General features: G+C 36.0%; 20 protein-coding genes. 9 read left to right on the top strand and 11 right to left on the bottom strand.

Annotated elements, in window-relative coordinates; all coding sequences use genetic code 11:
* Both MHH71_RS13320 and MHH71_RS13325 read right to left on the bottom strand, forming a co-directional pair.
* Positions 1-792 carry an ABC transporter permease gene (locus tag MHH71_RS13320; RefSeq protein WP_018768003.1) on the bottom strand — a complete coding sequence of 264 codons (792 nt, stop codon included), beginning with the start codon at positions 790-792 and terminating at the stop codon, positions 1-3.
* Complete coding sequence (locus tag MHH71_RS13325; protein ID WP_003194928.1) at positions 785-1,798, bottom strand: ABC transporter ATP-binding protein; 1,014 nt, start codon at positions 1,796-1,798, stop codon at positions 785-787. Before MHH71_RS13325 ends, MHH71_RS13320 begins: the two co-directional genes overlap by 8 nt.
* A 127-nt stretch (positions 1,799-1,925) precedes the next feature.
* On the opposite strand from MHH71_RS13325, the gene hemL reads away from it, so the two are divergent.
* The 3 genes from hemL (at position 1,926) to MHH71_RS13340 (ending at position 9,281) form a co-directional block, all read left to right on the top strand.
* Positions 1,926-3,221 (top strand): glutamate-1-semialdehyde-2,1-aminomutase, encoded by a 1,296-nt coding sequence (gene hemL, locus MHH71_RS13330; RefSeq protein ID WP_006093437.1) that lies wholly within the window; start codon positions 1,926-1,928, stop codon positions 3,219-3,221.
* 207 nt (positions 3,222-3,428) lie between these two features.
* The gene (locus MHH71_RS13335) at positions 3,429-7,865 is read left to right on the top strand and encodes a glutamate synthase-related protein (RefSeq protein WP_006093305.1); all 4,437 of its coding nucleotides are present in this window, start codon (positions 3,429-3,431) and stop codon (positions 7,863-7,865) included.
* Positions 7,866-8,192: 327 nt separating this feature from the next.
* Positions 8,193-9,281: an FUSC family protein gene (locus tag MHH71_RS13340; protein ID WP_003194921.1), complete on the top strand. Its 1,089-nt coding sequence runs from the start codon at positions 8,193-8,195 to the stop codon at positions 9,279-9,281.
* A 13-nt stretch (positions 9,282-9,294) separates the two neighbouring features.
* Here the strand turns inward: MHH71_RS13340 and MHH71_RS13345 are convergent, their stop codons facing one another.
* From MHH71_RS13345 to MHH71_RS13360, 4 genes are all read right to left on the bottom strand, one after another.
* Complete coding sequence (locus MHH71_RS13345; protein ID WP_006093309.1) at positions 9,295-11,055, bottom strand: ABC transporter ATP-binding protein; 1,761 nt, start codon at positions 11,053-11,055, stop codon at positions 9,295-9,297.
* A gap of 53 nt (positions 11,056-11,108) precedes the next feature.
* Complete coding sequence (gene ntdP / locus MHH71_RS13350) at positions 11,109-11,639, bottom strand: nucleoside tri-diphosphate phosphatase (protein WP_003194916.1); 531 nt, start codon at positions 11,637-11,639, stop codon at positions 11,109-11,111.
* Positions 11,640-11,896: 257 nt separating this feature from the next.
* Complete coding sequence (locus MHH71_RS13355; RefSeq protein ID WP_003194914.1) at positions 11,897-12,151, bottom strand: YgaB family protein; 255 nt, start codon at positions 12,149-12,151, stop codon at positions 11,897-11,899.
* Positions 12,152-12,401: 250 nt separating this feature from the next.
* Positions 12,402-12,689: a gamma-type small acid-soluble spore protein gene (locus tag MHH71_RS13360; RefSeq protein WP_033798583.1), complete on the bottom strand. Its 288-nt coding sequence runs from the start codon at positions 12,687-12,689 to the stop codon at positions 12,402-12,404.
* 123 nt (positions 12,690-12,812) lie between these two features.
* Between MHH71_RS13360 and MHH71_RS13365 the strand changes: the two genes are divergently transcribed.
* Positions 12,813-13,037: a hypothetical protein gene (locus MHH71_RS13365; RefSeq protein ID WP_018767252.1), complete on the top strand. Its 225-nt coding sequence runs from the start codon at positions 12,813-12,815 to the stop codon at positions 13,035-13,037.
* Positions 13,038-13,048: 11 nt separating this feature from the next.
* Here the strand turns inward: MHH71_RS13365 and MHH71_RS13370 are convergent, their stop codons facing one another.
* Both MHH71_RS13370 and mutY read right to left on the bottom strand, forming a co-directional pair.
* Positions 13,049-18,349, bottom strand: a complete 5,301-nt coding sequence (locus MHH71_RS13370; protein ID WP_006093313.1) for a lamin tail domain-containing protein — start codon at positions 18,347-18,349, stop codon at positions 13,049-13,051.
* A 114-nt stretch (positions 18,350-18,463) separates the two neighbouring features.
* Positions 18,464-19,558 (bottom strand): A/G-specific adenine glycosylase, encoded by a 1,095-nt coding sequence (mutY, locus tag MHH71_RS13375; RefSeq protein ID WP_006093315.1) that lies wholly within the window; start codon positions 19,556-19,558, stop codon positions 18,464-18,466.
* 148 nt (positions 19,559-19,706) lie between these two features.
* On the opposite strand from mutY, the gene MHH71_RS13380 reads away from it, so the two are divergent.
* A complete protein-coding gene (locus MHH71_RS13380) occupies positions 19,707-20,687 on the top strand; it encodes a metal-dependent hydrolase (RefSeq protein ID WP_033798584.1) in 981 nt (326 codons plus the stop codon).
* Between the two features lie 28 nt (positions 20,688-20,715).
* Here MHH71_RS13380 and MHH71_RS13385 read toward each other — a convergent pair whose 3' ends face one another.
* Positions 20,716-20,982, bottom strand: coding sequence for a YfhJ family protein (locus MHH71_RS13385; protein WP_003194903.1), 267 nt, complete (start codon positions 20,980-20,982; stop codon positions 20,716-20,718).
* Between the two features lie 214 nt (positions 20,983-21,196).
* Between MHH71_RS13385 and MHH71_RS13390 the strand changes: the two genes are divergently transcribed.
* A complete protein-coding gene (locus MHH71_RS13390) occupies positions 21,197-21,355 on the top strand; it encodes a small, acid-soluble spore protein K (protein ID WP_018767248.1) in 159 nt (52 codons plus the stop codon).
* Between the two features lie 58 nt (positions 21,356-21,413).
* Positions 21,414-21,566, top strand: coding sequence for a YpzG family protein (locus tag MHH71_RS13395; protein WP_003194901.1), 153 nt, complete (start codon positions 21,414-21,416; stop codon positions 21,564-21,566).
* 63 nt (positions 21,567-21,629) lie between these two features.
* On the opposite strand, the gene MHH71_RS13400 is transcribed toward MHH71_RS13395, so the two are convergent.
* Positions 21,630-21,947: a YfhH family protein gene (locus MHH71_RS13400; RefSeq protein WP_033796965.1), complete on the bottom strand. Its 318-nt coding sequence runs from the start codon at positions 21,945-21,947 to the stop codon at positions 21,630-21,632.
* A 9-nt stretch (positions 21,948-21,956) separates the two neighbouring features.
* Positions 21,957-22,769, bottom strand: coding sequence for a recombination regulator RecX (recX, locus tag MHH71_RS13405; protein ID WP_006093319.1), 813 nt, complete (start codon positions 22,767-22,769; stop codon positions 21,957-21,959).
* 52 nt (positions 22,770-22,821) lie between these two features.
* On the opposite strand from recX, the gene MHH71_RS13410 reads away from it, so the two are divergent.
* Both MHH71_RS13410 and MHH71_RS13415 read left to right on the top strand, forming a co-directional pair.
* Positions 22,822-23,760 (top strand): TIGR01777 family oxidoreductase, encoded by a 939-nt coding sequence (locus MHH71_RS13410; RefSeq protein ID WP_006093321.1) that lies wholly within the window; start codon positions 22,822-22,824, stop codon positions 23,758-23,760.
* A gap of 76 nt (positions 23,761-23,836) precedes the next feature.
* Complete coding sequence (locus MHH71_RS13415) at positions 23,837-24,967, top strand: amidohydrolase (protein WP_003194894.1); 1,131 nt, start codon at positions 23,837-23,839, stop codon at positions 24,965-24,967.
* The last annotated feature ends 151 nt before the right edge of the window (positions 24,968-25,118 follow it).

Raw genomic sequence — 25,118 nt, forward strand, 5'->3', positions numbered from 1 at the left:
TCATCCCCCTTGTACAATTAGGCGTTTTCTCGCCGTTTTCCACATCAGCACAATTGGAACAATAAGTACGACTGCCCAAATCATTTGAAATAATAAAGCCTGATACAACTTACTTCCTTGTATTCCTTCAGAGAAAATCATACTCGGAATATAACTGATTGCTTGAAATGGCAAAAACACCATCGCTTTTTGTGCCCATAGAGGATAAAAGCTAATGGGTAGTAATAAACCTGAAAATAAATCAATAACCACACGTTTTGCATACATAATTCCACTATTATTAAATAAGAAAAAAGTAAGCATGCCTGTCATTAAATTAATTTGCGTATTAATAATAAAACTGAAAACTAACGACAGAAAAAAATATAACCACGTTTGAAAATTGGTTGTAATTTGTAACGAGAATAAAAGTGTAACAATGATCATACCGGGAATAGAAAAGAATGCAAAACGGAAGATCCCCTCTCCAAGACCTTGCATAACTTTCATTCCTAAGTAGTTATATGGACGAATTAATTCAACAGCTACACGTCCCTCTTGAATTTCCATCGCAATTTCTCTGTCAATATTATTAAAATAAAAAGCGCGAGCCATCCACGCGATGGCAATGTAGGTTGTCATTTGAGAAATCGATAAACTTTCGATATTCTCTTTCCCACTGTAAATAGCTTGCCATAAAAAATAATACGCTCCGATGTTAATCGTATAAATTAAAATTCCACTATAGTAATTTGTCCGATAAGCAAGCATCATTAAAAAACGAATACGAATCATTTCAATATACTTACCCATGAATCATACCCTCTTCATAAATATTACGGATAATTTCTTCTGTCGACACTTCATTAATTTTTAAATCTTTAATTTGAAAGGCTTGGACTACTTTGGAAATAAGCATAGAAATTATAACTTCTTCATTGGGTATTTTCGCAATCCATGTATATTCTTCTTTCCCTTGTGACCAAACTACATGATTATCCGGCATTAGCATTAACAGTTGTTGATATGAAACTGGTGCTGTAAATTGAAAATGTATTTCTTTTTCTGCTCCCCACTGCGAACGAAGCTTTTCTAATGATCCATCATACATAATGTTTCCTTCATCCAGCATAATAACGCGTTCACATAACGCTTCAATATCAGTAATATCATGTGTTGTTAATAAAATTGTTGTTTTATAACGTTCATTCATTTCCTTTAAAAACTCACGGATTTTTAATTTTACGAGAACGTCTAGTCCAATCGTTGGTTCATCTAAAAATAAAAGCGGTGGATTATGAATTAACGCTGCTGCTAATTCACAACGCATTCGTTGACCAAGCGACAATTTACGCACCGGTTTATCTAGCAATGGTCCAATATCTAGTGTTTCAATGACATGCTCCATATGTTCCTTATACTGCCTATCAGATACACCATACACTTTTTTTAATAAACGAAATGATTCTTGTACCGCAATATCCCACCAAAGCTGTGAACGCTGACCAAATACAACACCAATTGTTTTCACAAACTCTTCTCGCTGTTTATGTGGATTCATGCCATTTACTGTAATTTGACCAGACGTCGGTGTTAAAATTCCGGTTAACATTTTAATTGTCGTTGATTTACCCGCACCATTCTCACCAATATAACCAACCATTTCACCTTGATTTACAGTAAACGAAACATCATTCACTGCTGGCACTATTTTATAATTACGATTTAATAAATCGCGAAACGCACCTTTTAAACCAGAGCGGCTTGAATATGCTGTAAATTCTTTACGTAATCCTTGTACTTCAATTACCGATTTCATAATCGGACCCCCTTCCTCGATACCACAACGAATAGTTTACCCAACTGCCCTTCCTATCACAAACAATACGTCTTTTTGAAAAACATGTTAGAATAATACATAGATTTTTGTAAGGAGATGAATTGTAGTGAATTTCACAAAATCAGAAGCATTACATAAGGAAGCGTTAGAACATATCGTTGGTGGTGTTAACAGTCCTTCTCGTTCTTTCAAAGCAGTTGGTGGCGGTTCACCTGTTGCAATGGAACGCGGAAAAGGTGCTTATTTTTGGGATGTAGATGGTAACAAATATATCGATTATTTAGCAGCATACGGTCCAATCATTACAGGACACGCTCATCCTCACATAACAGAAGCAATTAAAACAGCAGCTGAAAATGGTGTTTTATACGGAACACCAACAGCACTAGAAGTAAAATTTGCAAAAATGTTAAAAGAAGCAATGCCTGCTTTAGATAAAGTTCGTTTCGTAAACTCTGGTACGGAATCTGTTATGACAACAATTCGTGTGGCTCGCGCTTATACAGGTCGTACAAAAATTATGAAGTTTGCTGGTTGCTACCACGGTCATTCAGACTTAGTTCTTGTAGCAGCTGGTTCAGGTCCTTCTACTCTTGGTACTCCTGATTCAGCCGGTGTGCCCCAAAGTATCGCTCAAGAAGTTATTACCGTTCCATTTAATAACGTAGAGACATTAAAAGAAGCACTCGATAAATGGGGACATGAGGTAGCAGCTATTCTTGTAGAACCAATCGTTGGGAACTTCGGAATTGTCGAACCTAAACCTGGCTTCCTAGAAAAAGTAAATGAGCTTGTTCACGAAGCTGGCGCACTAGTTATTTATGATGAAGTAATCACAGCTTTCCGCTTTATGTACGGCGGTGCTCAAGACTTACTTGGTGTAACACCAGATTTAACAGCACTTGGTAAAATAATTGGCGGAGGTCTTCCAATCGGTGCATATGGTGGTAAAAAAGAAATTATGGAACAAGTTGCACCGCTCGGCCCTGCTTACCAAGCTGGTACAATGGCTGGAAACCCAGCATCTATGGCAGCTGGTATTGCTTGCTTAGAAGTACTGCAACAAAAAGGTGTATACGAAAAATTAGATGCACTTGGAGCAATGCTTGAAAAAGGAATTTTAGAACAAGCTGCAAAACATAGCATCGATATTACAGTAAACCGTCTAAAAGGTGCGTTAACTGTATACTTCACTACAGATACAATTGAAGATTATGACGCTGCTCAAAATACAGATGGAGAAATGTTCGGTAAGTTCTTCAAGCTTATGCTCAACGAAGGAATTAACTTAGCTCCATCTAAGTATGAAGCATGGTTCTTAACAACAGAACATACAAAAGAAGATATGGAATATACAATCGAAGCTGTCGGTAGAGCATTTGCTGCTTTAGCGAACGCATAAGAAAATACATGCTCAAAAGAAAAAAATAGAGGCCACCCTCTATTTTTTTCTTTTTTCTATTTCATAAATCACACATCAATAGTATAATTATTCATAATTATCTGTTTTATATTAAAATTCATATTAATTATTCTGTTGTTTATAAGGCAGTATACACCTTGAATAATTAGATTATTCTTAATTTTATAATAGAGGGGGGATTGACGGATGCCTAACAATACAAACAAATGGACACCGTCTTTATTTCGAAATTACGCAAATGCAGAACACGATGCGTGTGGAATCGTTTCCGTTATGGAAAAACAAAATGTTCCAACAAAAGAAAACATCGATCTTTGTATACAATCACTGATAAAAATGAATCACCGTGCTGGCTTTATTAATGGAGAAGGCGATGGTATTGGTGTTCATATCGACTTACCGAAAGCCCTTTGGAAAGAAAAATTTAAAAATAGTGGATATAATCCAGCGATTGTGGACCATCCCCACTTTATCGTTGGACATTTTTTTCTAAACAAAAAAGAAAATCCTACTCTTTTAAAGAACAGTATTCGTAATAAATTAAACAATAAAAATTTCACCGTTCTCTTCGAAAGTGATAATGTTATAAATTCTGATGCACTTGGTCCTCTTGGCAAACAAGAAGAACCGTTATTTTGGCAAATTGCTATTCTTTCAGAAACAAAAAATGAAGCCATCGACCAAGTACTATTCTCTTTAACAATTGAAATTGAAGAAAATACAGCAATTCATGTTGCTTCATTAAGCCACGACCATGTTGTATACAAAGTTCTTGGCGCTGGCGATACACTTGTTGCCTACTATGATGATTTACAACATTCACTTATTGCATCAACAATGACACTTGGACATAATCGCTATTCTACAAATACATTATCTAATTTCTTTCGCGTGCAACCATTTAGCATCCTTGGACATAATGGTGAAATTAATACAATTTCCAAGTTACGTGATCAAGCCGAAATGATCGATGTACCACTTACTGCTGGAGGCAGTGATTCTCAAGATTTAAACCGCACCTTAGAAACACTTCTCGTTCACTACAACTACAGTCTATTTGAAGCAATGGATGTATTATTTCCACCAATTATTAATGAGATTAAATTATACGAGCCACATATGCAAGATTTATATACGTATATTCGTGAAGCATGGGGACATTTCGCCCAAGGGCCGGCCGGCATTATTTCACGTTATAAAGATGAAGCTGTTTTTAGTGTAGATTCACTTGGTTTGCGACCAGTTTGGAAAGTAGAAACAGAAAGTTCCTATATCTTTTCTTCTGAACCAGGTGTCGTATCACCATCTGAATATGTAGCAGAACCAAAGTCACTTGCTCCCGGAGAAAAAGTAGGTTTGAAGTGGAATAAACAAGGTGCCCTCGTTCTCTACGAATATGAAACATACCAAGAAGAAGTATATAAACGCATGAAACAACGTATTAATTTTTCAGATTATCATTTCAACTTATCTATTCCAGCTATGGAAAAGGTCGAAGGGCTATCTAACCTCTCTCAAGTTGAAACAGAACAATATGTAGCTTTCGGCTGGGATCGCGAGCATATCCAACTTCTTGAACAGATGGCAACAAAAGGTGTTGAACCAATTCGTTCACTCGGCCATGACGCCCCTCTCGCTGCACTTGATACAGACAGACGAAACATTGCCGATTTTATAAAAGAAAGTGTTGCTGTTGTTACAAACCCAGCAATCGATCGCGACCGAGAAATTGAACACTTCTCTACACGCACAGTACTAGGAGAACGTCCTAGCTTGTTTAGTGGTGAGCAGCAAACTTTTGTTACCGAACTTTTGTCACCGATTATACTAGAAGGTCATTTAGCACAATCGATTTCAGAAGATTTAGAAATCGTTTCATATGAACAACTTGTAAATCTATTTGCAATTCATAGTACAGTTTACAAGTTATCTGTTTCCTTTCCAGCATCAGAAACTTTACAAGATGCATTAAATCGAATTAGTGCCGAAGCTACAGCAGCTATTAAAAAAGGTGCTTCTCTCTTATTGCTTGATGATGCAAAAGCTCATCAAAATGAACACTTATGGATCGATCCACATTTGATTACAGCTAAAATACATCAAGAACTAACTGAGCACAAATTACGCCGAAAATGCTCCATTGTTATAAGATCCGGCGCTCTCCGTTCTTTACACGATATTGTTACACTGTACGGACTAGGTGCAGATGTTATTAATCCATATTTAATGTTCGCAACCGTAAATGATGGGACAACGATACCAATTTCTAATTTATATAAAGCGCTAAACAAAGGTCTTGAAAAAGTCATTTCAACTATCGGTATCCATGAACTGCGTGGTTACGGCCGTCTCTTCTCTTCAATTGGTTTACACGAAGAAATTGCAAACATACTACAAATTACAAACTTTTTAGGATCACGTACTGTAGCATTTTCACTTGAATCTTTAGCAGAAGACGCTAAAGTCCGGGCACTTGATTATAACAACCCAAAAGTTAGAATGCGAAAAACGTTTCATATATTCCCTCGTATTTGGAAAGCAATTGGTGATGTGGCAAAAGGGAATGCTTACGATAATTATCGGGAGAAATTAACTGAGGTAGAAGATAAGAATCCGATTGCAATTCGTCACCTTGTCCAAATGAAAGAAGCAGAGCAACCAGTGCCGACTGAGCATGTTTCAATTGGCGTAAAAAATCATGACTTGCCGTTTATTATTAGTTCGATGTCATTTGGATCCCAAAATGAAATTGCATTCCGCGCTTATGCAGAGGCGGCAGACCGTCTCAATATGATTAGTTTAAACGGTGAAGGCGGAGAAATTAAAGATATGATTGGTAAATACCCACATACACGCGGCCAACAAATTGCATCAGGACGTTTTGGGGTGAATGCCGAACTGTTAAATTCATCAAATTTAATTGAAATCAAAATTGGTCAAGGAGCAAAACCTGGTGAAGGGGGACATTTGCCTGGATCAAAGGTAACTTCTAAAATTGCAGAAGCTCGTAATGCAACAATTGGTTCGGACTTGATTTCTCCTTCCAATAACCATGATATTTACTCGATTGAAGACTTAGCACAAATTATTACTGAAATTAAAACAGCCAATCAACTTGCAAGAGTCGCGGTCAAAGTTCCAGTTGTCCCTAATATCGGAACGATCGCTGTAGGAATTGCAAAAGCTGGTGCTGATTTTATTAATATTAGCGGCTTTGATGGTGGAACAGGTGCCGCTCGTATTCATGCACTGCAACATGTAGGCCTTCCAGTTGAAATCGGAGTAAAAGCTGCACACAACGCTCTATTAGAAGCAAATATGAGACACAACGTAGAGATTTGGGCAGATGGTGGTATCCGCAGTGTAAATGATGCACTTAAAATTATGCTTCTTGGTGCAAACCGTATTGGATTCGGTACTTTATCCATGATTGCAATCGGTTGTACAACGTGCCGGGGCTGTCACTTAGATACGTGTCATGTTGGTATTGCAACACAAATCGAATCCGAAGCGCAGGCAAAAGAACATGGACTACGTCGCTTCGTTCCGCGGCAATTTGAAAATGCTGTAGAAGGTTTATTGCACCTATTTACTACTTTCGGAACAGAACTTAAACGTTTAACCGGTGGACTCGGTTATACGAACTTACAAGAAATTGTTGGTCGCTCTGATTTGCTAGAACAAACGCGAGGCACAGAACTATTAGATTTACAAAATTTATTACAAACATTAGACAGTACATCCTACATGATAACAGGAGCAGCCCAGCAACAACATTATGCAACAACTGATTCTTTCCAATCAAAAGAGCTAGTTGGTGTTGGTGTGGATCAACGCGTAATGGGTGGTCTTGAATCATGCTACCGAGTCCGCAGTAAATTATATGACAACAATACACTGGAACCAATTACACTAAAATACACAAATGGCTCCGTTCCCGGAAACGGATTAGGTGCCTACAATAGTGAAAACTTATTTATTCACGTCAATGGTGGTGCACAAGATGGTATCGGAAAAACCTCATTTGGCGGTGGCATTTATATCACAAAAGCAAGAGGAAAAGATGGAACATACTATAACGGTTCTGTCGGAAAAGGATTCGGGTATGGTGCACAAAAAGGAACTTTATATGTGCAAGGTAACGCTGATGCACGTGCTGGCATCCGCTTATCTGGAGCAGATATGATCATCGGGGGAAGAATCACAAAACCACTTCGAGAAAAAGAACACGGGAATCTCGGTGTTCATGCAAATATTAAAGGCTTTGCTTTTGAATATATGACAAACGGTCGCGCACTCGTTCTTGGTGATCCTGGCCCATGGATTTGTGCAGGTATGACTGGTGGTGTCGTTTATTTACGCCATCAACCTAAACTTGGTTTAACAGAAGCTGCTTTGCGAAGAAGAATTGCAAAAGGAGCGAATGTAACATTACGTGAACTTAGCAAAAACGGGGAATCAGACATCACAGAATTATTATTAGACTACGTTCGTGTATTAAAGGAGCATGAACAATATGAAGAAGCTGCTCTCTTAACCCCATTATTAGAGGACATTCAGTCTCACTTTTATGAAGTCATTCCGAAAAAAGAGCAAGCAGATCCATCTATTTCGACTGAATAATTTCCATTTGCTTAAAATTGACTAAGTGAGCATCACATAGTAATCTATAATAACAATTTGAAAACCTGCTGAAATTCAGCAGGTTTTTTCACTAAAAAAGAAGGATAAAGAGAGCCGAGCAGTTCGAGGCACGGAAGCCAGGAGGATACGGAGTGTAGCTTATACTACATGAGTACCGGACTGGCGACGTAACGAAGAATCGCGACAGCTATCTTTACCGGACTTTTTGAACATCACTAAAATATCACTTGCTAACATATTGTAATGAATGTATAGTATCATGTTGTACATTCATTATGACAAGAGAGAAAGGATATTAAAAAGGGTATGAAACTTGGTGCTCGCATTTTAAAAACGGGTATTGCCATTACATTAGCTTTATTTGCTTGTACTCTGCTCCAATTACCGAGTCCAGTATTTGCGGGGATTTCAGCAATTTTTGCTGTACAGCCATCTGTATATCGCTCGTATTTGACAGCACTCGAACAAATCCAAGCAAACGTAATTGGTGCAGTATTCGCTATCGGATTTGCATTTGCTTTTGGACACAATCCTTTTATTATTGGATTAACTTGTATATTAGTTATTGCTCTTACACTACAATTACGTTTAGAAAATACAATATCAATTGCTTTAGTGACGGTTATTGCGATTATGGAATATCAAGGAGCAAACTTCTTTGACTTCGCTCTGCTTCGCTTTGCAACCATTATGGTCGGTATTGTCGCGGCTTCACTTGTAAATTTAATGTTTATGCCGCCAAAATACGAAACAAAACTATATCATCGTATCGTTGATAACACCGAAGAAATTGTGAAATGGATTCGTATGAACAGCAGACAAGCTTCTGATTTTACAACACTAAAAACAGATATTGATCGTATGAAAGAAAAAATGATTAAATTAAATCATTACTACTTACTTTACAAAGAAGAAAGAAGCTATACGAAAAAAGTACAATTTGCAAAAATTCGTAAGCTCGTCTTATTTAGACAAATGTTAGCAACAACGAGTCGTGCATTAAGTACATTAAAAGCATTACATCGCACTGAAAACGAATTACGATATATGCCTGAACCATTTCAAGAATCCATTCAAAATGAATTAGATTCATTAACACACTATCATGAACAAGTTTTGTTAAAATTTATTGGCAAAGCGAAAAAACAACAGTCTGTTGAGATGCTTGATGAAGTAGAAACTGGTAAGCAGGAATTAATCGATATATTTATGGACTATCAAAATAAAGATAATGAAGAATCATATAAAATATGGTTACATCTCTTCCCTCTTATTTCTTCAATTATTAATTACAGTGAAGAAGTTGAACATTTAGATTTACTTGTAGATAGTTTTTATACGTATCACAAACCCGAAGACGAACTACAAATTGATGAAAAAAAAGAAGATGAATGAAAAAACAGCCCCTTTACGCCAAAGGGGCTTTTTCTTCTATATGTTGAATTTGATATAAATCATAATAAAATCCTCGTTTTTGCATTAATTGTTCATGAGAACCCTTTTCTTTTATTTCACCATCTTCGATATATATGATCGTATCCACATGTGTAATAGTTGCCAATCTATGAGCAATGATTATTGTTGTACGGTCCGCAGCTAATGTTTGAAGAGCCTCTTGAATATGTCTTTCGTTCTCTAAGTCTAAAGCCGATGTTGCTTCGTCTAATATAAGTAAAGAAGGATTTTTCAAGAAGACACGTGCAATCGCTACACGCTGTCTTTGTCCACCAGACAACTTTACGCCTCTTTCTCCCACAACTGTATCGTATCCATCTGGTAGATTCATAATAAAATTATGAATCTGCGCTGCTTTTGCAGCCGCAATAACTTCCTCTTTCGTTGCTTTCGGGTTTCCATATAAAATATTAGATTGAATCGTATCACTAAATAACAGATTATCTTGCAAGACAATACCGATATGACTACGTAAATTTCTTACATTATACTCTCTCACATTCACACCATCTACATAAATCGCACCGCTAGAAACATCATAAAATCTTGGAATTAAACTAGCTAAGGATGACTTTCCACCTCCACTCGCTCCAACGAGGGCAATTTTTTCTCCAGAACGAATTGAGAAAGAAAGGTCATGTAGTACATCTTTTTCATCAGTATTATACCGAAAGGAAACTTGATCAAATACAATTTCACCAGAAAGCTTTTTTGCTTCAATTGCATTTGGAGTATTTACAATATCATACTTTTCATCTAACAGTTCAAACACTCGATCCATTGATGCAAATGATTGTGTGAGTGTTGTAGAAGAGTTAACAAGGCGGCGTAATGGACTATATAAACTATCCATATAGCCAACAAAAGCAACCATCGTTCCAAGTGTTAAAGAGCCTTGAATCACTTCATATGCCGCAAACGCAATAACGAGTAACGGTCCTAAATCCGTTAACGTATTCACTGTAGAAAATGTCCGTGCTGTCCAGCTTGTATGTGTTAATGCCTTTGTTAAAAAATCATTATTTTTCTTTTCAAACTGCCCTTTTTCATACTCTTCTAATGCAAAACTACGCGTCACTTGCATCCCTTGGATACGCTCATGTAAATAACCTTGCATCGTTGCCAATGCTTGTGAACGCTCTCTCGTTAATTTACGAAGACGCCCGAAAAAATATTTCACTGCAACTGCATAAATCGGCAAAATTAACAATGCAACAAGCGTTAATTTTATATTCATAGAAAACATAACTACAATTGCAATAAAAATTGTAGCTGTATCAAGCCAGACATTCATAAGTCCTGTAATAACAAAATCCTTCGTCTGCTCTACATCATGGATTACACGCGAAATAATTTCACCTGTTTTTGTATTTGAATAGTAGCGTAAACTTAACTTTTGTAGATGACCAAAAATATGTTTTCGTAAGTCGTAAAGTACTGTATTACCAATACGCTGTGCAAAATATTGACGATAATATTCAACAGGTGGTCTCAGTACACCAAAAATAAAAAAGGCAATCCCGATTGCTGTTATCAATTGTGATGTTTTTTCCTGAAGTGATCCACCACCTTGAATGACATCATCAATAATATACTTTAATAACCACGGCATAATAAGCGGAATACCAAACTTAATGAGTCCAATAATAATTGTAATTGTAATAAGCCATCGATATGGTTTTACAAATTGTAAGTATCGATTTATTCCTCTCATATGATCCCCCCTTAATAGGACAAACCTGCCGGGAAAACCCCTGCAGGTTTGTTCTAATCTCTATACATTAAATATCGTTCATACCACATATCTACAAAATCTGGCGCGAATGGTCCTTTTCTTTGATGAATCCACTGCGTTAAATACTCTACATTTCTTTTTAGAATCGTATCAATTACTGGAGGATAATTCATCATCTGACTATGCTTTTCATACTCATCTTCATCTAAAAGTGTATATGTCATATCTGGATATACCTTAATATCCAAATCATAATCAATATACTTTAATGCTTCAAAGTCATATGCAAATGGAGAGCTTAAATTACAATAATAATACACTCCCTCTTCTCTTAACATACCGATTACATTAAACCAATAATTTGAATGAAAATAACAAATTGCAGGCTCACGCGTAATCCATGTTCGACCATCTGATTCGGTTACTACAGTCCGATCATTTGCACCAATTACAAGACTTTGTGTCCCTTTTAAAATTGTAGTTTCTTCCCACATTCTATGAATGAAACCATTATGTTTATAACTATGTATTTGTATTTTTTCTCCTTCTTTGGGAAATCCCATACGTTCTCCCTTCTTTCACTGTGAATGCTCTTCTAAAGTTGTCCCAACTAGTATCGTTCCTTTTAAAAACGTATTGAGCCGAATTCACTTTTTTTCTATTATAACTTTTTTGTCAAAATTTTAAAACTAAACCGACACAATCCAGCTTTCGTAAAACCTTATTACTCTCCATTGACAAATCCTGATGCGACAAAAAGCCCTTTTTCATAAATTAAGAAAGGGCTTTTCCAACTAAAGCATCCGGATACATCACTTCTTTAGTTAGAAATTATTTTTTCAGTTTCAAAAGAGTGAATCACTTCATTTGTTTGTTGCTCAAATTTTTCATGCAAAAGCTTCAATGCTTGTTCCGTTTTGTGTATTTCTTGACGAATAAAATGCAACTCTTTTTTATCATCTTTTTCTTGTTCACTTGTTTCGATCTGTTGGTACTTCTCTAAATGCGCTTGTAATTTCAACAACTCATCCATTGTTTGCAATTGTTCTCCTACCAACTTATCAAATGAATTCATTATTTACCCCCTGTTTTTAATAAATTCCAACATCTATTCATACAGGATACATCGCTACTAAATATTTTCTAATGTCCTATCTCCTTCTCCTTTGACTACATTTGTTGACTTATTAGAAGTTATGTCGGCTCCCTCAACAAAATTCTTAAAGCAATCGACCTTAAACTATCACTAGTAATTTTCCCCCTGTCATAATCACATTACCAAACAAAGAAAACACTTCTCTTGAATCGAGAAGTGTTTTTCTTTGTTATTGATTCGTGCTAGAAGATTGTGATTTTTTTGCTGCTGATTGTGCATTTTGTTGTTTCACTGCTTGCACATCTGTGTCAGTTGCAAACTCTGTGCCGTAGCTAGCATTTGCACTTTGAACACCAGCGCTAGAAGCCTGTGCTTTTTTCGCTTCTGATTGTGCATTTTGTTGTTTTACTGCTTGTACATTTGTCTCAGTTGCAAACTCTGTACCATAGCTAGCATTTGTACTTTGAATGCTAGCACCAGAAGTTGCTTTGTTATAAGCTTGTTGTTTTTTACTCATCTTTCTCACCTCCACAATCAATAATGTAACCAACCCTTTCAAAAGATATCCGCAATTTTATTTTTTAATTTACGCATACATCTCCCTAGGCTCATTCAAACTACATATGATGGAGGTGTACACATGTACATTGGACGCGATATGACAGAACTATCTATGATTTCGAAAGAAGAATGGAAACAAGATGAATTAGCTTATTTTCACCATTCCTTGCAACAAATCATGCCTTATTTAAACGTAGAAGGCCAAACGATTTACAAAGAAATTATAAAAGAGATCGAATCTCGAGGTGGTCTTCAAAGAAGCGACGCGGATTGGACGCACAGTACAAAAGTTTCTTATGACTAAAAACGTGTTCCCTAATTTGGGAACACGCTCCATCTCCAACCTTTTTTACCTGTTGTAAAGGACCAAACTGGTGAAGTCACTTGACCACCATATCGGTCTTCGACTTTTATATACCATTGATACGTCGTATTTTCCTTTAAATTCTCCCATTTTACCTTTGCGTTGCGCCAATTCGCCACAAAATTATCTTTACCGATTACTTCATTCGTGTACACGTTTACTTCTACATAGTCTGTTGCGACTTGTTTTATCGCAGGTTTTAAATCAATGTCTAATTCAAATTCATCTTTTCCTGGATACTCTTCTGGTTTATAAAAATTATACTCATTTAAATATGGGGAGTACGTTTTGACATACATTTTGTTCGCAGTTGTATCAAATTGTAAAAGTCGCATATATCCTTGTCCACCCTCTGGACCACCTTGATAATCCGCCAGCATTTGATATACTTTACGATCTACGATGCCGTCCCCATTATCATCAATTTCATCAACTAATGTCTCACTATCATGATAATGTCCACTCAACACAGCTAACACATTCTTATTCGGTTTAACTACTTCATTAAAAATTTTGTCACCAATCGGACTACGATTGCCTGATACAAGTAAATATTCATGGAATGATAAAATCGCTTTTCGATTCGGATATTTCTGCAATACTTCCTTCATCCATTGAATATCTTCATCTGTAACGCCCCATCCCATATACAGCATAATAAAATCGTTGCCTTTTACTGAAATCAAATCATAATGTCCGCGGTTATCCTTATAACTTTCGCCATAAAATGGCTTATCTTTAAAACGCCAATCCCCAAAATATTTCGAGTATGCTGTATAGTCTTCATCTTTATGATTTACATCATGATTCCCGGCCAACACACCATACGGTACTTTCGCATTCTCAAGTACTTTCATATATTCATCTGCGCGCTGCCATTGAAATTCTTGATATGACTTATCAACAAGATCCCCTGTATGGAATACATATTTAATATTTAATGGATCTTTTTGTGCAGCAATCCAGTCAACCTGGCTTTTGTAAATATAGGGATAACTTTCAGAGTAATACTGTGTATCCGACATCCATACAAATGTGTAATCAAACTTATTTGGTGAACTTGGAATTTGGTCTTGCACAATTACACTTACTTTTTGATCTTTTACATATTCTTTCGCTAATACAGCACCTTTTAATTCAAAGTCCTTATCCCCAGCAATTTTTGATGTAAGTTCTGTCCACTTATTTGTCATGTAGTTCCAAGCATACATCGTAACTTTTCTTCCTTCTAGAGAATGTCCATACCATTTTACTTCTACCGTATCATCGTTTTTCACATCATCAGCAACCGTTACATCAAAACGATGATATGGAAATTTCTCTGTTGATTCCGTTATATAATATTTCCCATCTTTTTTACTAACTTTACTTAGCTGATCTTGGTCAAAACTTTTCTCACCATTCACAGCAAAAGCTTGTGGTGGTTCTTGTTCTATCGAATTTTCGGTAATTTTCATACGATCCGTTTCATTCGGCTTATACGTATACCCTTTATAAAATATTGCCTTCATTGCGTCATTTGTTGGATCAGTTACTTTTGCTTCAAGTGTCGGATTCGTGCTCACATTTTTTTCTCCATCTTTAGGTGCAATTGGAGTAGGATCTGTTGGATTTTCTGCCCAAGTTTCAAACATAATTGTCTTTTCTTCACGATTTCCTACCTGATCCTCAGCCTCTACATGTAACTCATGCTTTCCTGCTGCTAATTGTGCAGATGATGTTTCATATGGAGTTACAATTTCCTTACCATCCAATATAACTTTTTTACTTTTCACTCCTGCTATATCATCTGTAACTGTTACATCAATTGGAATTTTCCCTTTATATTTTTTCTCGTTCTGTACCGTAGTTGAAATCTTTGGTGGTGTATTATCAACTTTTACATTTGCAACGACTTCTTTATTCACACCATCTTGCACTGCAATTCGATGCTTTCCATCCTTCACTTGTTTTGTATCCCATAAATATGCATTCGAAATAAACTTTTCTTCTGGAACTTGGAATCCAAACGTAAATACTGGTGTTGATGTATCTCCATCACCAATTGATAACTCCTGATTTGGATTTGCAAAATTCGGATCATATAAAGTCGTTCCATCCGCTAATACAAGGCGAACATTTTTTAAATAAAAATCATCTTTATTCTCTTCAACTCGATTGTCAAATGGTGACGTCTTTGTGCCAGATCGAATATCAATTTTGAACGGCTCATTATATTTAATTTTTGATTGATCAATTTTTACAGTTAATGTGACATAATCACTATACGTATCATCAAATATACGTAATACCTCATTTTCAATTGTGACTGCGTTTTTAAAATACAAGTCAGTTTGCTTCACATCGAAAGCAAAATAAGCCGGCTTCTCTAACGAACGATATGTGTTCGTCTCAACTTTCTTTCCGTCCACTAAAAGAGCAAGTCGTTCAGCCCCAACCGACGAAGAGGTTCCTTTTAATAAAACTTGATTTGCAACCACTTCATCATCTTTTACATTAAGACGAAGAGGTCCTTTATCTTTCTCTCCAGCTATTTGCACTGAATACATATCACTTTTTACTACATTGAAGCCATCAGAAGCTTCCAAGTAATATGTCACTTTCTCTTTTCCAATTAATTCAGGTGAATAAATCGTATAATGATATTTTTTATCTACACGATCCTCTACTAAATTTTCAGCTTTATATTCTGCATTCGGATTCGTTTTGTAATATAATTTTACACTCTTAACTCGTTCGTTATCAAGAACGGAAAAACTCAGTTTATGATCTTGAAATTCAGAAACTAGTCCTTCTGCTGCTTTATGTGAAATCGTCGGCGCAATCGTATCCTCTTTCAAAGCAACTCGTTCAGCTGGTACTTGTCCTTCGAATATAGTTCCAGGAGATGCATTATGTTCTGCACTACTAATCTTTTGCATAATTTGCGAGCCATCTTGAGGATAGCGATATAAAATTCCCTTATTAGCTTTCACATCAGCTTGGTTTGCTTGATCATTGTAGTAAGCAGATGCAATTTCTGTCCCCGTCTTTGTTGCAACGACAATACCACGTGCACTTCCATTCGCCATTCCATTTGAATATATTCTAACAATATTTTTATTTTCTACTAAGTTCACACCAAATTGTTTATTAAAGTCAGCAACGGTTTTCTCATTGTTTTCACCATTTATAATCCAAAATACGAGAGACTGCCCTGATGGAATTACAACATCATCTGGAGTAGATCCCCAAATGAGATCACCTTCTGGTCCTTCAGATGGATAACGATATCGAATTGTATAATCCTTAAAATTAAGATCTTGTGTGCTATTGTTATACACTTCAATAAATTCATATCCATCTGCTTTCCCAACATTCGTCGTGTCCGGCGTCACTTCGGTAATCAACAACGGCGGTACGCTTTGTGGTTCTATTTTTTTATGCTCTATTTTTGTTTCATAAGATTTTTCAATTGTTTCTTGATTCCCTTGCACGACAATTTTATAGAATAATGAATTTCCCCATAGCTCTTTTTGAGGAATTGTCACCTTATAAATATCGCTATTTCCTTCTTTATTCATCTGCAATTTTTTGTGTGCTAACTTGCCATCTTGGGTATATAAAACTGCTACATTCTCTCCTCCCTTAATCGTTGCAGTGATAGTTAAATCTTCTGTTACTATATGAGCAGGTAATGCCGTATGCTCAATCGCAACGCCTACTTGATCTGATTGCTTTACTGGCTCTAGCGGTACTTGAAATGGTATTTGCACACCAGGTGTTCCTTTTTCAAACCAACCTACTTTTTGCATTTCAGTACTTTCGGTTTTGTATGCATACGCCATACTCTGACCAACTTTTACATCCTCTTTCCCATATGTTGCAGATGATAAAACTGTTCCGTACTGATCAGCAAATTGAATGGTTCTCCCAGCGCTATTAGACATTCCATCCACTTTAAGTGGAAGAACTTGTTCTTCGGTTATATTCCCGCCGTATGCTTGAATAAAGTCTTGTTTTGATAATGCTGCGTTTCCTTCATTTTTAATCCAAAACACTTTCGTTCCTTTTGATGGAATTGTTGCATTTTCTGTAAAATTCCAATCTTCACTTCCAGTTTCTGAATACTTATAAATAAGTTTATAATCTTTCAACTGTATTGCTTCACTATAATTATTGTATATTTCTATAAACTCATATCCATCTTTCCCGTTCCCATTTATCGTATCTGGCATTAGTTCAGTAATCATAACTGCCCTATTCTTTGTATAATCCTCTACATGACGTTCAACAGTACTTACATATTGTTCTTTTTCTGGAAAGGTAATAATCTTTCCATCCTGTTCAATTTCAAACCAATATGTAAGCGTATCAGACCAAACATCTAGCTTTGGAACAACAGTAGAATACAAATTATTCTCACCTTTGTTCATTTCCAGTTTTTTCACTACCAAACCGGACGCACTACGATATACAAGGTTTATTTTTGCCTTATCGTATACACTTGCTAACTGAAGTTCAATCGGTAAATCTTCATGTGCATTAATTTTCATTTTAGGTACATGCGCTGTTTCTTGTAATGACTTTTCTTTTTGATTATTATCTTTTTGTGCAGGCTGCTTTTCTATCGTTTCTTTGGAGTTTGGTTGTGCAGGCTCTAGTTGTTTGGAGTCTGGCTGGACTGCCTCTTTTTGTGTGGGTTCTGTAGGTGGATTTTCTTTTTTATGCGATTGGAATACAGTGTAAGTCCCAGGTGATGGTATTTCATTTTTCATTTCTTTCTTTGTTTCATTCCAAAAAGAATGAATGGATACATCTTTATTCTCTTTTCTTGTTTCAATGACATCTACCGTTTCATTTTTTTCAGTCGTTACTTCAATCCTAATTTGTTTATCTCTTAAATCCTCAGTAGCAAATAAAACTTGTTCTTCTTTTATTTCCGTCTTATAGCGCTCATTAATCTCATTAACTGTTTTATTTCCAAATACGATTAACTTCGTTTCTTTTGATTGTACAGATTGCTTTTCATTTTCATCTTTAAGTTTTAGCACTTTTCCATTGACCTTCAGTTGAACATTCTTCATATCCATAACTTTCGCTGATGGGTTATACAATTCGATATAGCTCAGATCATCCGTATAATGCACTTCTGAAATGAGAGTGTGCTGATTTTGTTCCTTCTCCTCAGCAAAAGTAACATGGCCTAGCCCAGTTAACGTTTGAAGTAAGAAAGTCGCTACAACTGCTGAACTGATTACTTTTTTAAGCATTTCCTATCCCCCTTTAAATTTTTCATTACAACTTTCATTGTATTTGTCATTTGTTAAGGGAATATGAAATATTTGTAAGTAATTATTATGTTTATGTCGAAAAAACTTCAACCATTAAGGCTGAAGTTTTTTAACACATTCTTCATAAATCATACGATGCGATTTAGAAAAAGGTAATTTTTCAAATTCTTCTTTAGATACAACTTTTAATGTATCTGTTTCTTTAATAGCACTTGTTACCTTCCCATAAAATACAAATACATCCCATGTCCGATGAGTAAAAGTATGTTGCACATTCATTGCATACTCATCGATAGAAATAGAAATGGAAAAGTTCTCTTTCATATAATCAGTAAGCTGTTGTTTCTGATTTCGAATCCCTTCGCTAATTTCAACATTTGGGAATTCCCACATATTTGCAAGTAATCCTGTACTCGGTCTTTTGTTAATTACATAATTTCCATCTTCTGTTTGCAGCACACCCGCAACAAGTGGCACCATTTTAGGAGCTTTCGCCTTACTTTTGACTGGTAACTCTTTCTGTACACCTTCTGCATAACCACGACAGTGTTCCCGAACTGGACAAAGTAAACAAGCTGGATTTTTCGGAATACAAATGAGCGCACCTAGCTCCATTAAGCCTTGATTAAAATAAGATGGATTTTCCTTTGAAATGATTTCACGTACAATCTCTTCAAATACTTTTCGCGTCTTAGGTTTCGCAATATCATCCCAAACCGATAATATACGGGATAAAACACGCATTACATTTCCATCTACAGCTGGCTCTGGTATACCGTATGCAATACTTAAAATTGCACCTTTTGTGTATGGACCAACACCTTTTAATTTTTCAATTTTTTTCACATCACTTGGTACTTTCCCACCATATACTTCTTTTACTTCCTTCACCGCTGCATGTAAATTCCGCGCTCTAGAATAATAACCGAGGCCTTCCCATGCTTTTAATACCTCTTCATCATCTGCCGATGCCAACGCTTCTAACGTTGGGAACTTTCCCATGAAATTTGCGTAATATGGTTTTACAGCTTCCACTCTTGTTTGCTGCAACATAATTTCAGAAACCCAAACGCGATACGGATCTTTATTTTTACGCCAAGGTAAATCACGCTGTTCTTTTTCAAACCAACTAATTAAATCATGTTGAAACTTCTCTATGTTAAAATCATCTAATATTTCAAGTGCCAAACTTGATCCCCCTCATTTTTTGCATATACGTACTATTATAAAGATTTTAGGAAAAAATTTAAGTAAGATGATATAGGAAATAGAAGGCAAATGCCTTGAGATATCGAATAAAAAGAGTTACATTAATAAAAAACGGAGGTGTATTTTCATGGACACGGCCACTCACCTTGTTATGGGCGTCACATTAGGTGGTTTAGCAACGTTAGATCCAGCCATTAGCCAGAGTGATTTCGGACCACAAGCTGTTATGCTTGCAACGATCGCTGGCTCCAATATTCCTGATATTGATACCGTCTTAAAATTACGTAATAATGCAAAATATATACGAAACCATCGCGGGGTTACTCATTCCATTCCTGCTGTTATTCTCTGGTCTTTCCTTATAAGCGGAATTTCCTTTGCCTTCTTTACAGAAGCTCCCTATTTTCATCTACTACTTTGGTCATTTATCGCCGTCTTTCTTCACGTGTTTGTTGATATTTTTAACGCCTATGGTACACAAGCGTTGAGGCCTTTTACAAAAAGGTGGGTTGCATTAGGTGTAATTAATACATTTGATGCTGTTATTTTCTTTATCCATATACTCGCTATCGCTTGTATGGTTGTTGGCTCCCATAAAGGATATACTGCTTTAGCTGCATATATATTAATGTTTGTCTACTATGTCGGTCGAATTGTAATGAGACAAAATGTAAAAAGTGTAGTTTACAAACGATTTGAAGATGTAGAGGAAGTCATTATTTCTCCTTCTTATCGCTTTTATCACTATCATTTAGCTATTGTAACAAAAAAACACTATTATGTTGCGCGTTGGCACCGCGGCCATATTATGGTGCATGATCAATTTGATCGTATTCCACTTCCAGATAATAAAATTATGCGAGCTGCACAAAAAGATGAAAACATTTCTGCTTTTTTATCTTTTTCACCCGTATACCGCTGGGATATTTTTGATTACGACAACTATTATGAAGTGCGTTTTATCGATTTACGGTACCGTAGTAAAGACTATTACCCATTCGTTGCAATTGTCCAACTGGATCAAAATTTAAATATTATTAGTTCCTATACTGGATGGATTTTTAGTGAAGAAAAGCTTCGTAAAAAATTGGAATTGATTCCGCATTAAAAAAAGCGACCAACTTCGGTCGCTTTTTTTAATGCTTTAAATGATCATCTTGATTAATTAAATGACTATATTTCGGATTATTCGTGCGGATTTCATGAAGGCGTTCACCATGGTTATTAATCCATGTTCTTACAATTTGTTCCGTCATTTCTTCACCTTGATAACGACCAGACTTTGCATACGTTACTTGGAAGTCCTCCCATAATAACTCAATCCATGCACGAGCCTGAGAATAAGACAGAAAGCTATTTTTTTCAAGTAATTCTTTTGTTAATACTTCATACTTATCATTCATTATTTATTTCTCCTTTTATTAATTTCGTACTTTATTTCCAAACCTCATTACCACATCAAAATTATAAATGAACAAAAGGATACACGCATTCATGAACTTCTTCCATCGCCAGCAGAAGTTTCATTTTATGTTCAAGCATAATTTTCTCTATTTTGCACATTCTATTAATGATACTTCTTAGTAAGTATCATTTAATAATGAGGGGGCGTTCTTCTTGGGTAGACAAGCCGAATTTTGGTCTGAATCAAAAAACAACAGCAAAATCGATGGTCCAACGAAAGCAAAAGCTCGTTTTGCTTCGAAAAGACCTAACGGCACAATTAACACGCACCCACAGGAACGTATGCGTGCCGCAAATCATCAGGAAGAGTAAAAACAATAGTCCGTTCTAAAGAGTTATTGCAATTAACTTCCTACATGAGGTGATAAAGATGAGCTACCGTAATCATTTAGATCGTCGTTCTGAATTATTCAACCCTACCTGGGCACGTCCGAAACATGCAAAAGCGCAAGTAAATGGACAGACGCAGCAAAACCAGTCTCTCATTATTTTGGCGAATGAGATGAGAAAACGCCAAATTTAATTGCCTATCTCCTTTAACAACTACGAAAAATGAAAACCAGAGCAGCCAAGGCTCTCTGGTTTTTTATTTCTCTTGTAATAGCGAAATAGGAATACCAATTTCCTCTGTCTCATTTTGTTTATGTCCCCAAGCAAATACTCCATTGAAATACGTAATCGTAAAGAAGACACCCGGTTCTTCTATAAGTTCATACGTTTCACCAATCTGAAATGCGTTTATATCTGTCATATAAGCACGAGCCATTGCCATTTTTCTCATTAATACGTCAAACTCATTTACTATACCAAGCTGCTCTGCTTTCACAGCCTGTTCTTTTAAAATGCCAATTTCCTCTCTTAACTCATGTGGTGTCATATCACTATAACGTTTTGGCATATTCATCATATTCTCTCATCCCTCTTCACGTTTCATTTGTAAAAATATCTCTATCTCATCAATAGAAAATCCTTTTCGATATAACGCTTGTTTCATCTTATTTTCATATGTCCATCCATCATGCTTTTTATGCTTCTCATGATACTTACTTCCATGATATAACAATGCAGCTTGTTGCTGCGTATCATCCTTTTCCTCTTTTAATTCTTCTAGACAAATTTGAATTACATCTCGATTATATCCTTTACGGACTAACATTTCTTCTAGCTTTTGTTTCATTTGTAAAAAAGAATGCTTTTGATAGGACTTTTTCTTTTTTTCTACAAGCTCAAAGGCATTTTCAATTTGCTTCTCTTTCGGATACTCTTGTAAACTATGAGTAATAATTATATCTTGGACACCTTTACTAAAAAGTTCCCGTCTAATAATTGTCGGTCCTTTTTGGTTCACGTTACTATGCGTTCGCACATACGAAATGGCATACTCTTTATCATTAATATAGTGATCATGTAATAATTTCGAAATAACTTCAGAGATGACGGCTTGTCCAATTTCTTTTTTTCGTAAGTATTCTTCTACTTCCTGTTTCGTCCGCATTTGATAGGATAAATAAGAAATTGCTTGCAAATATGCTTTTTGTACTTCTTCATTGTATAAAATATTTGCTAACTCTACTTCATCGATTTCTAAACCCTTTTGCAAACCGTGCTTGATTAAGGTTACTTGATTCACACTAAATCCGTATTCTTCACCTTGTCCTTTATCAATATAAATATTAAATCGTTCTTTCGTTCGTTTTTGTACTTCTATTTTTGTAATGACAGCCATATTCTTCACCCCGCTACTATTTTAACATAGTTGCAGAACAATTTTGCTTTTCATGAATATATATAATGAGGAGGAAGTTCAGTTGAAAATTGCAATTTCTGGGGGCACTGGTTTTATCGGTAAAGCATTAGCTACTTTTTTAAGCCTAAAAGGGTACACCATTTACATTCTTACCCGAGAAAAAAAAGAGACACCTTTCAACTCTAACATTCACTACGTCCAATGGGATAAATGCTCACCTAAATTCCCTCTCACCTCTATCGATGTTGTTGTTAATCTAGCTGGAGAATCTATTAATAACGGTCGATGGACAAAGAAGCAGAAAGAAAACATTATAACGAGTCGTCTTCATACAACAAATAGTCTCATCAAACAATTACAAACATCACCAAATAAGCCCCATACTTTTATTAACGCTAGCGCAATTGGCTATTACGGTACATCTGAAACAAAAATTTTTACAGAACAGAACAAAGAACATGGCAGTGACTTTTTAGCAACTACAGTAAAACTATGGGAAGAAGCCGCCTCTCATGCAACTTCTCTCGGAATTCGAACCGTCTATACACGCTTTGGAATTGTTTTAGGAAAAGAGGGTGGTGCCCTTCCTAAAATGTTGCTTCCCTACAAATTATTTATTGGTGGCACAATCGGTTCAGGTAATCAGTGGCTGTCTTGGATTCATCTAGATGATGTCATCCGCATGATTGATTTTGCAATAGACACAAAAGAAATAGAAGGCCCTCTTAACATTACAGCACCAAATCCTACAACAATGAAAGAGTTTGGAAAGACACTTTCATTTATCATGCATCGCCCACATTGGCTTCCCGTTCCAGCATTTGCACTACATGCTTTACTTGGAGAAATGAGTATGCTTGTGCTACAAGGACAACATGTATTGCCTAACAAAGCAATACAGCACGGATACCAATATTCTTTTCCTACATTAAACCCTGCATTACAAAATATTATATTGCATACACTGTAGTACTTCTGAAATAAACCCATTAAAATTGTTCTATTTACTAATTTAAAGGTTATTAGCCAATGGAAATGAGGTATCTATGAAAACGCTATTTAAGCAGGCCATTGTATATCCCATTACTTCTTCCAAATTTCAAGGAGATGTATTGGTTAAACACAATCAAATCGCTGCGATAAAACCACATATTGAGCCCACTCAAGATATGACTGTTATTGATGCAAGAGCCCTTCACCTTTTACCAGGATTTATCGATGTGCATACTCATCTCGGCTTATACGATGAAGGGACTGGATGGGCTGGAAATGATGCCAATGAAACATCTGAAGTATTAACACCACATATTCGTTCTTTAGATGGTATCCATCCTTTTGATATTGCTTTTCAAGATGCGGTTCAAAATGGGGTTACAACTGCCCACGTTATGCCTGGAAGTCAAAATATTATTGGCGGGACAACATGTGTGATTAAAACTGCCGGAACTTGTATCGATCATATGATTATTCAAGAACCTGCTGGATTAAAAATTGCATTTGGAGAAAATCCAAAACGAGTTCATAGTAATGGCACAAAAGAATCGATTACTCGTATGGGGATTATGGGATTGCTTCGTGAATCTTTTTACGAAGCACAACATTATGGAAACGAAGCAGATTTTCGAATGCTCCCTATTCTAAAAGCTTTGCACCGAGAAATTCCAGTACGTATTCATGCTCATCGGGCAGATGACATTCTTTCCTCTCTTCGCTTTGCAAAAGAATTCAATCTTGATTTACGTATTGAACACTGCACAGAAGGACATTTTATTGTAAAAGAACTTGCCAATCAAAATTTAAAAATATCTGTTGGTCCGACATTAACACGCCGATCAAAAATTGAACTAAAAAATAAATCATGGGATACTTACCATACTTTATCAAAGCATGGGATAGAAGTTTCGATTACAACAGATCATCCCTATACTCCCATTCAATATTTAAATGTTTGTGCAGCCATCGCTGTCAGGGAAGGATTAGATGAAAAAATTGCATTAGAAGGAGTTACAATCATTCCCGCTCGAAACTTACGTTTAGAGAAAAGAATTGGAAGTATTGAAGTTGGAAAAGATGCCGATCTTGTATTATGGACACATCACCCATTTCATTACTTAGCCAAGCCCGTACTAACTATGATTGATGGAAAAATAATTTACAAAAAAAATAAAAAAAACTAGTTTATTTTTTTGACTAGATAAAGTATTATACGATTATAAACTGAATGAAACCATAATCAATTTGTGTCGTGATTTTTCATTTCAAATTGATGAATGGGGAAGGCAAATGGTGCGCCACCAGCGTTATAGACTGGTTCTAGTGGGTTCGATT

The organism is Bacillus sp. FSL H8-0534, from assembly GCF_038005885.1.
Taxonomy (GTDB): Bacteria; Bacillota; Bacilli; order Bacillales; family Bacillaceae_G; genus Bacillus_A; species Bacillus_A pseudomycoides.

What these genes read in the sequence shown, in the direction of transcription:
- MHH71_RS13395 (WP_003194901.1), top strand. Translation starts at nt 21,414, where the DNA reads ATGAGCTACCGTAATCATTTAGATCGTCGTTCTGAATTATTCAACCCT.
- MHH71_RS13410 (WP_006093321.1), top strand. Translation starts at nt 22,822, where the DNA reads ATGAATATATATAATGAGGAGGAAGTTCAGTTGAAAATTGCAATTTCT.
- MHH71_RS13370 (WP_006093313.1), bottom strand. Translation starts at nt 18,349, where the DNA reads ATGCTTAAAAAAGTAATCAGTTCAGCAGTTGTAGCGACTTTCTTACTT.
- MHH71_RS13360 (WP_033798583.1), bottom strand. Translation starts at nt 12,689, where the DNA reads ATGAGTAAAAAACAACAAGCTTATAACAAAGCAACTTCTGGTGCTAGC.
- MHH71_RS13365 (WP_018767252.1), top strand. Translation starts at nt 12,813, where the DNA reads ATGTACATTGGACGCGATATGACAGAACTATCTATGATTTCGAAAGAA.
- MHH71_RS13385 (WP_003194903.1), bottom strand. Translation starts at nt 20,982, where the DNA reads ATGAATGATAAGTATGAAGTATTAACAAAAGAATTACTTGAAAAAAAT.
- MHH71_RS13380 (WP_033798584.1), top strand. Translation starts at nt 19,707, where the DNA reads ATGGACACGGCCACTCACCTTGTTATGGGCGTCACATTAGGTGGTTTA.
- MHH71_RS13355 (WP_003194914.1), bottom strand. Translation starts at nt 12,151, where the DNA reads ATGAATTCATTTGATAAGTTGGTAGGAGAACAATTGCAAACAATGGAT.
- MHH71_RS13345 (WP_006093309.1), bottom strand. Translation starts at nt 11,055, where the DNA reads ATGAGAGGAATAAATCGATACTTACAATTTGTAAAACCATATCGATGG.
- MHH71_RS13340 (WP_003194921.1), top strand. Translation starts at nt 8,193, where the DNA reads ATGAAACTTGGTGCTCGCATTTTAAAAACGGGTATTGCCATTACATTA.
- recX (WP_006093319.1), bottom strand. Translation starts at nt 22,769, where the DNA reads ATGGCTGTCATTACAAAAATAGAAGTACAAAAACGAACGAAAGAACGA.
- MHH71_RS13320 (WP_018768003.1), bottom strand. Translation starts at nt 792, where the DNA reads ATGGGTAAGTATATTGAAATGATTCGTATTCGTTTTTTAATGATGCTT.
- MHH71_RS13325 (WP_003194928.1), bottom strand. Translation starts at nt 1,798, where the DNA reads ATGAAATCGGTAATTGAAGTACAAGGATTACGTAAAGAATTTACAGCA.
- MHH71_RS13335 (WP_006093305.1), top strand. Translation starts at nt 3,429, where the DNA reads ATGCCTAACAATACAAACAAATGGACACCGTCTTTATTTCGAAATTAC.
- ntdP (WP_003194916.1), bottom strand. Translation starts at nt 11,639, where the DNA reads ATGGGATTTCCCAAAGAAGGAGAAAAAATACAAATACATAGTTATAAA.
- MHH71_RS13400 (WP_033796965.1), bottom strand. Translation starts at nt 21,947, where the DNA reads ATGAATATGCCAAAACGTTATAGTGATATGACACCACATGAGTTAAGA.
- MHH71_RS13415 (WP_003194894.1), top strand. Translation starts at nt 23,837, where the DNA reads ATGAAAACGCTATTTAAGCAGGCCATTGTATATCCCATTACTTCTTCC.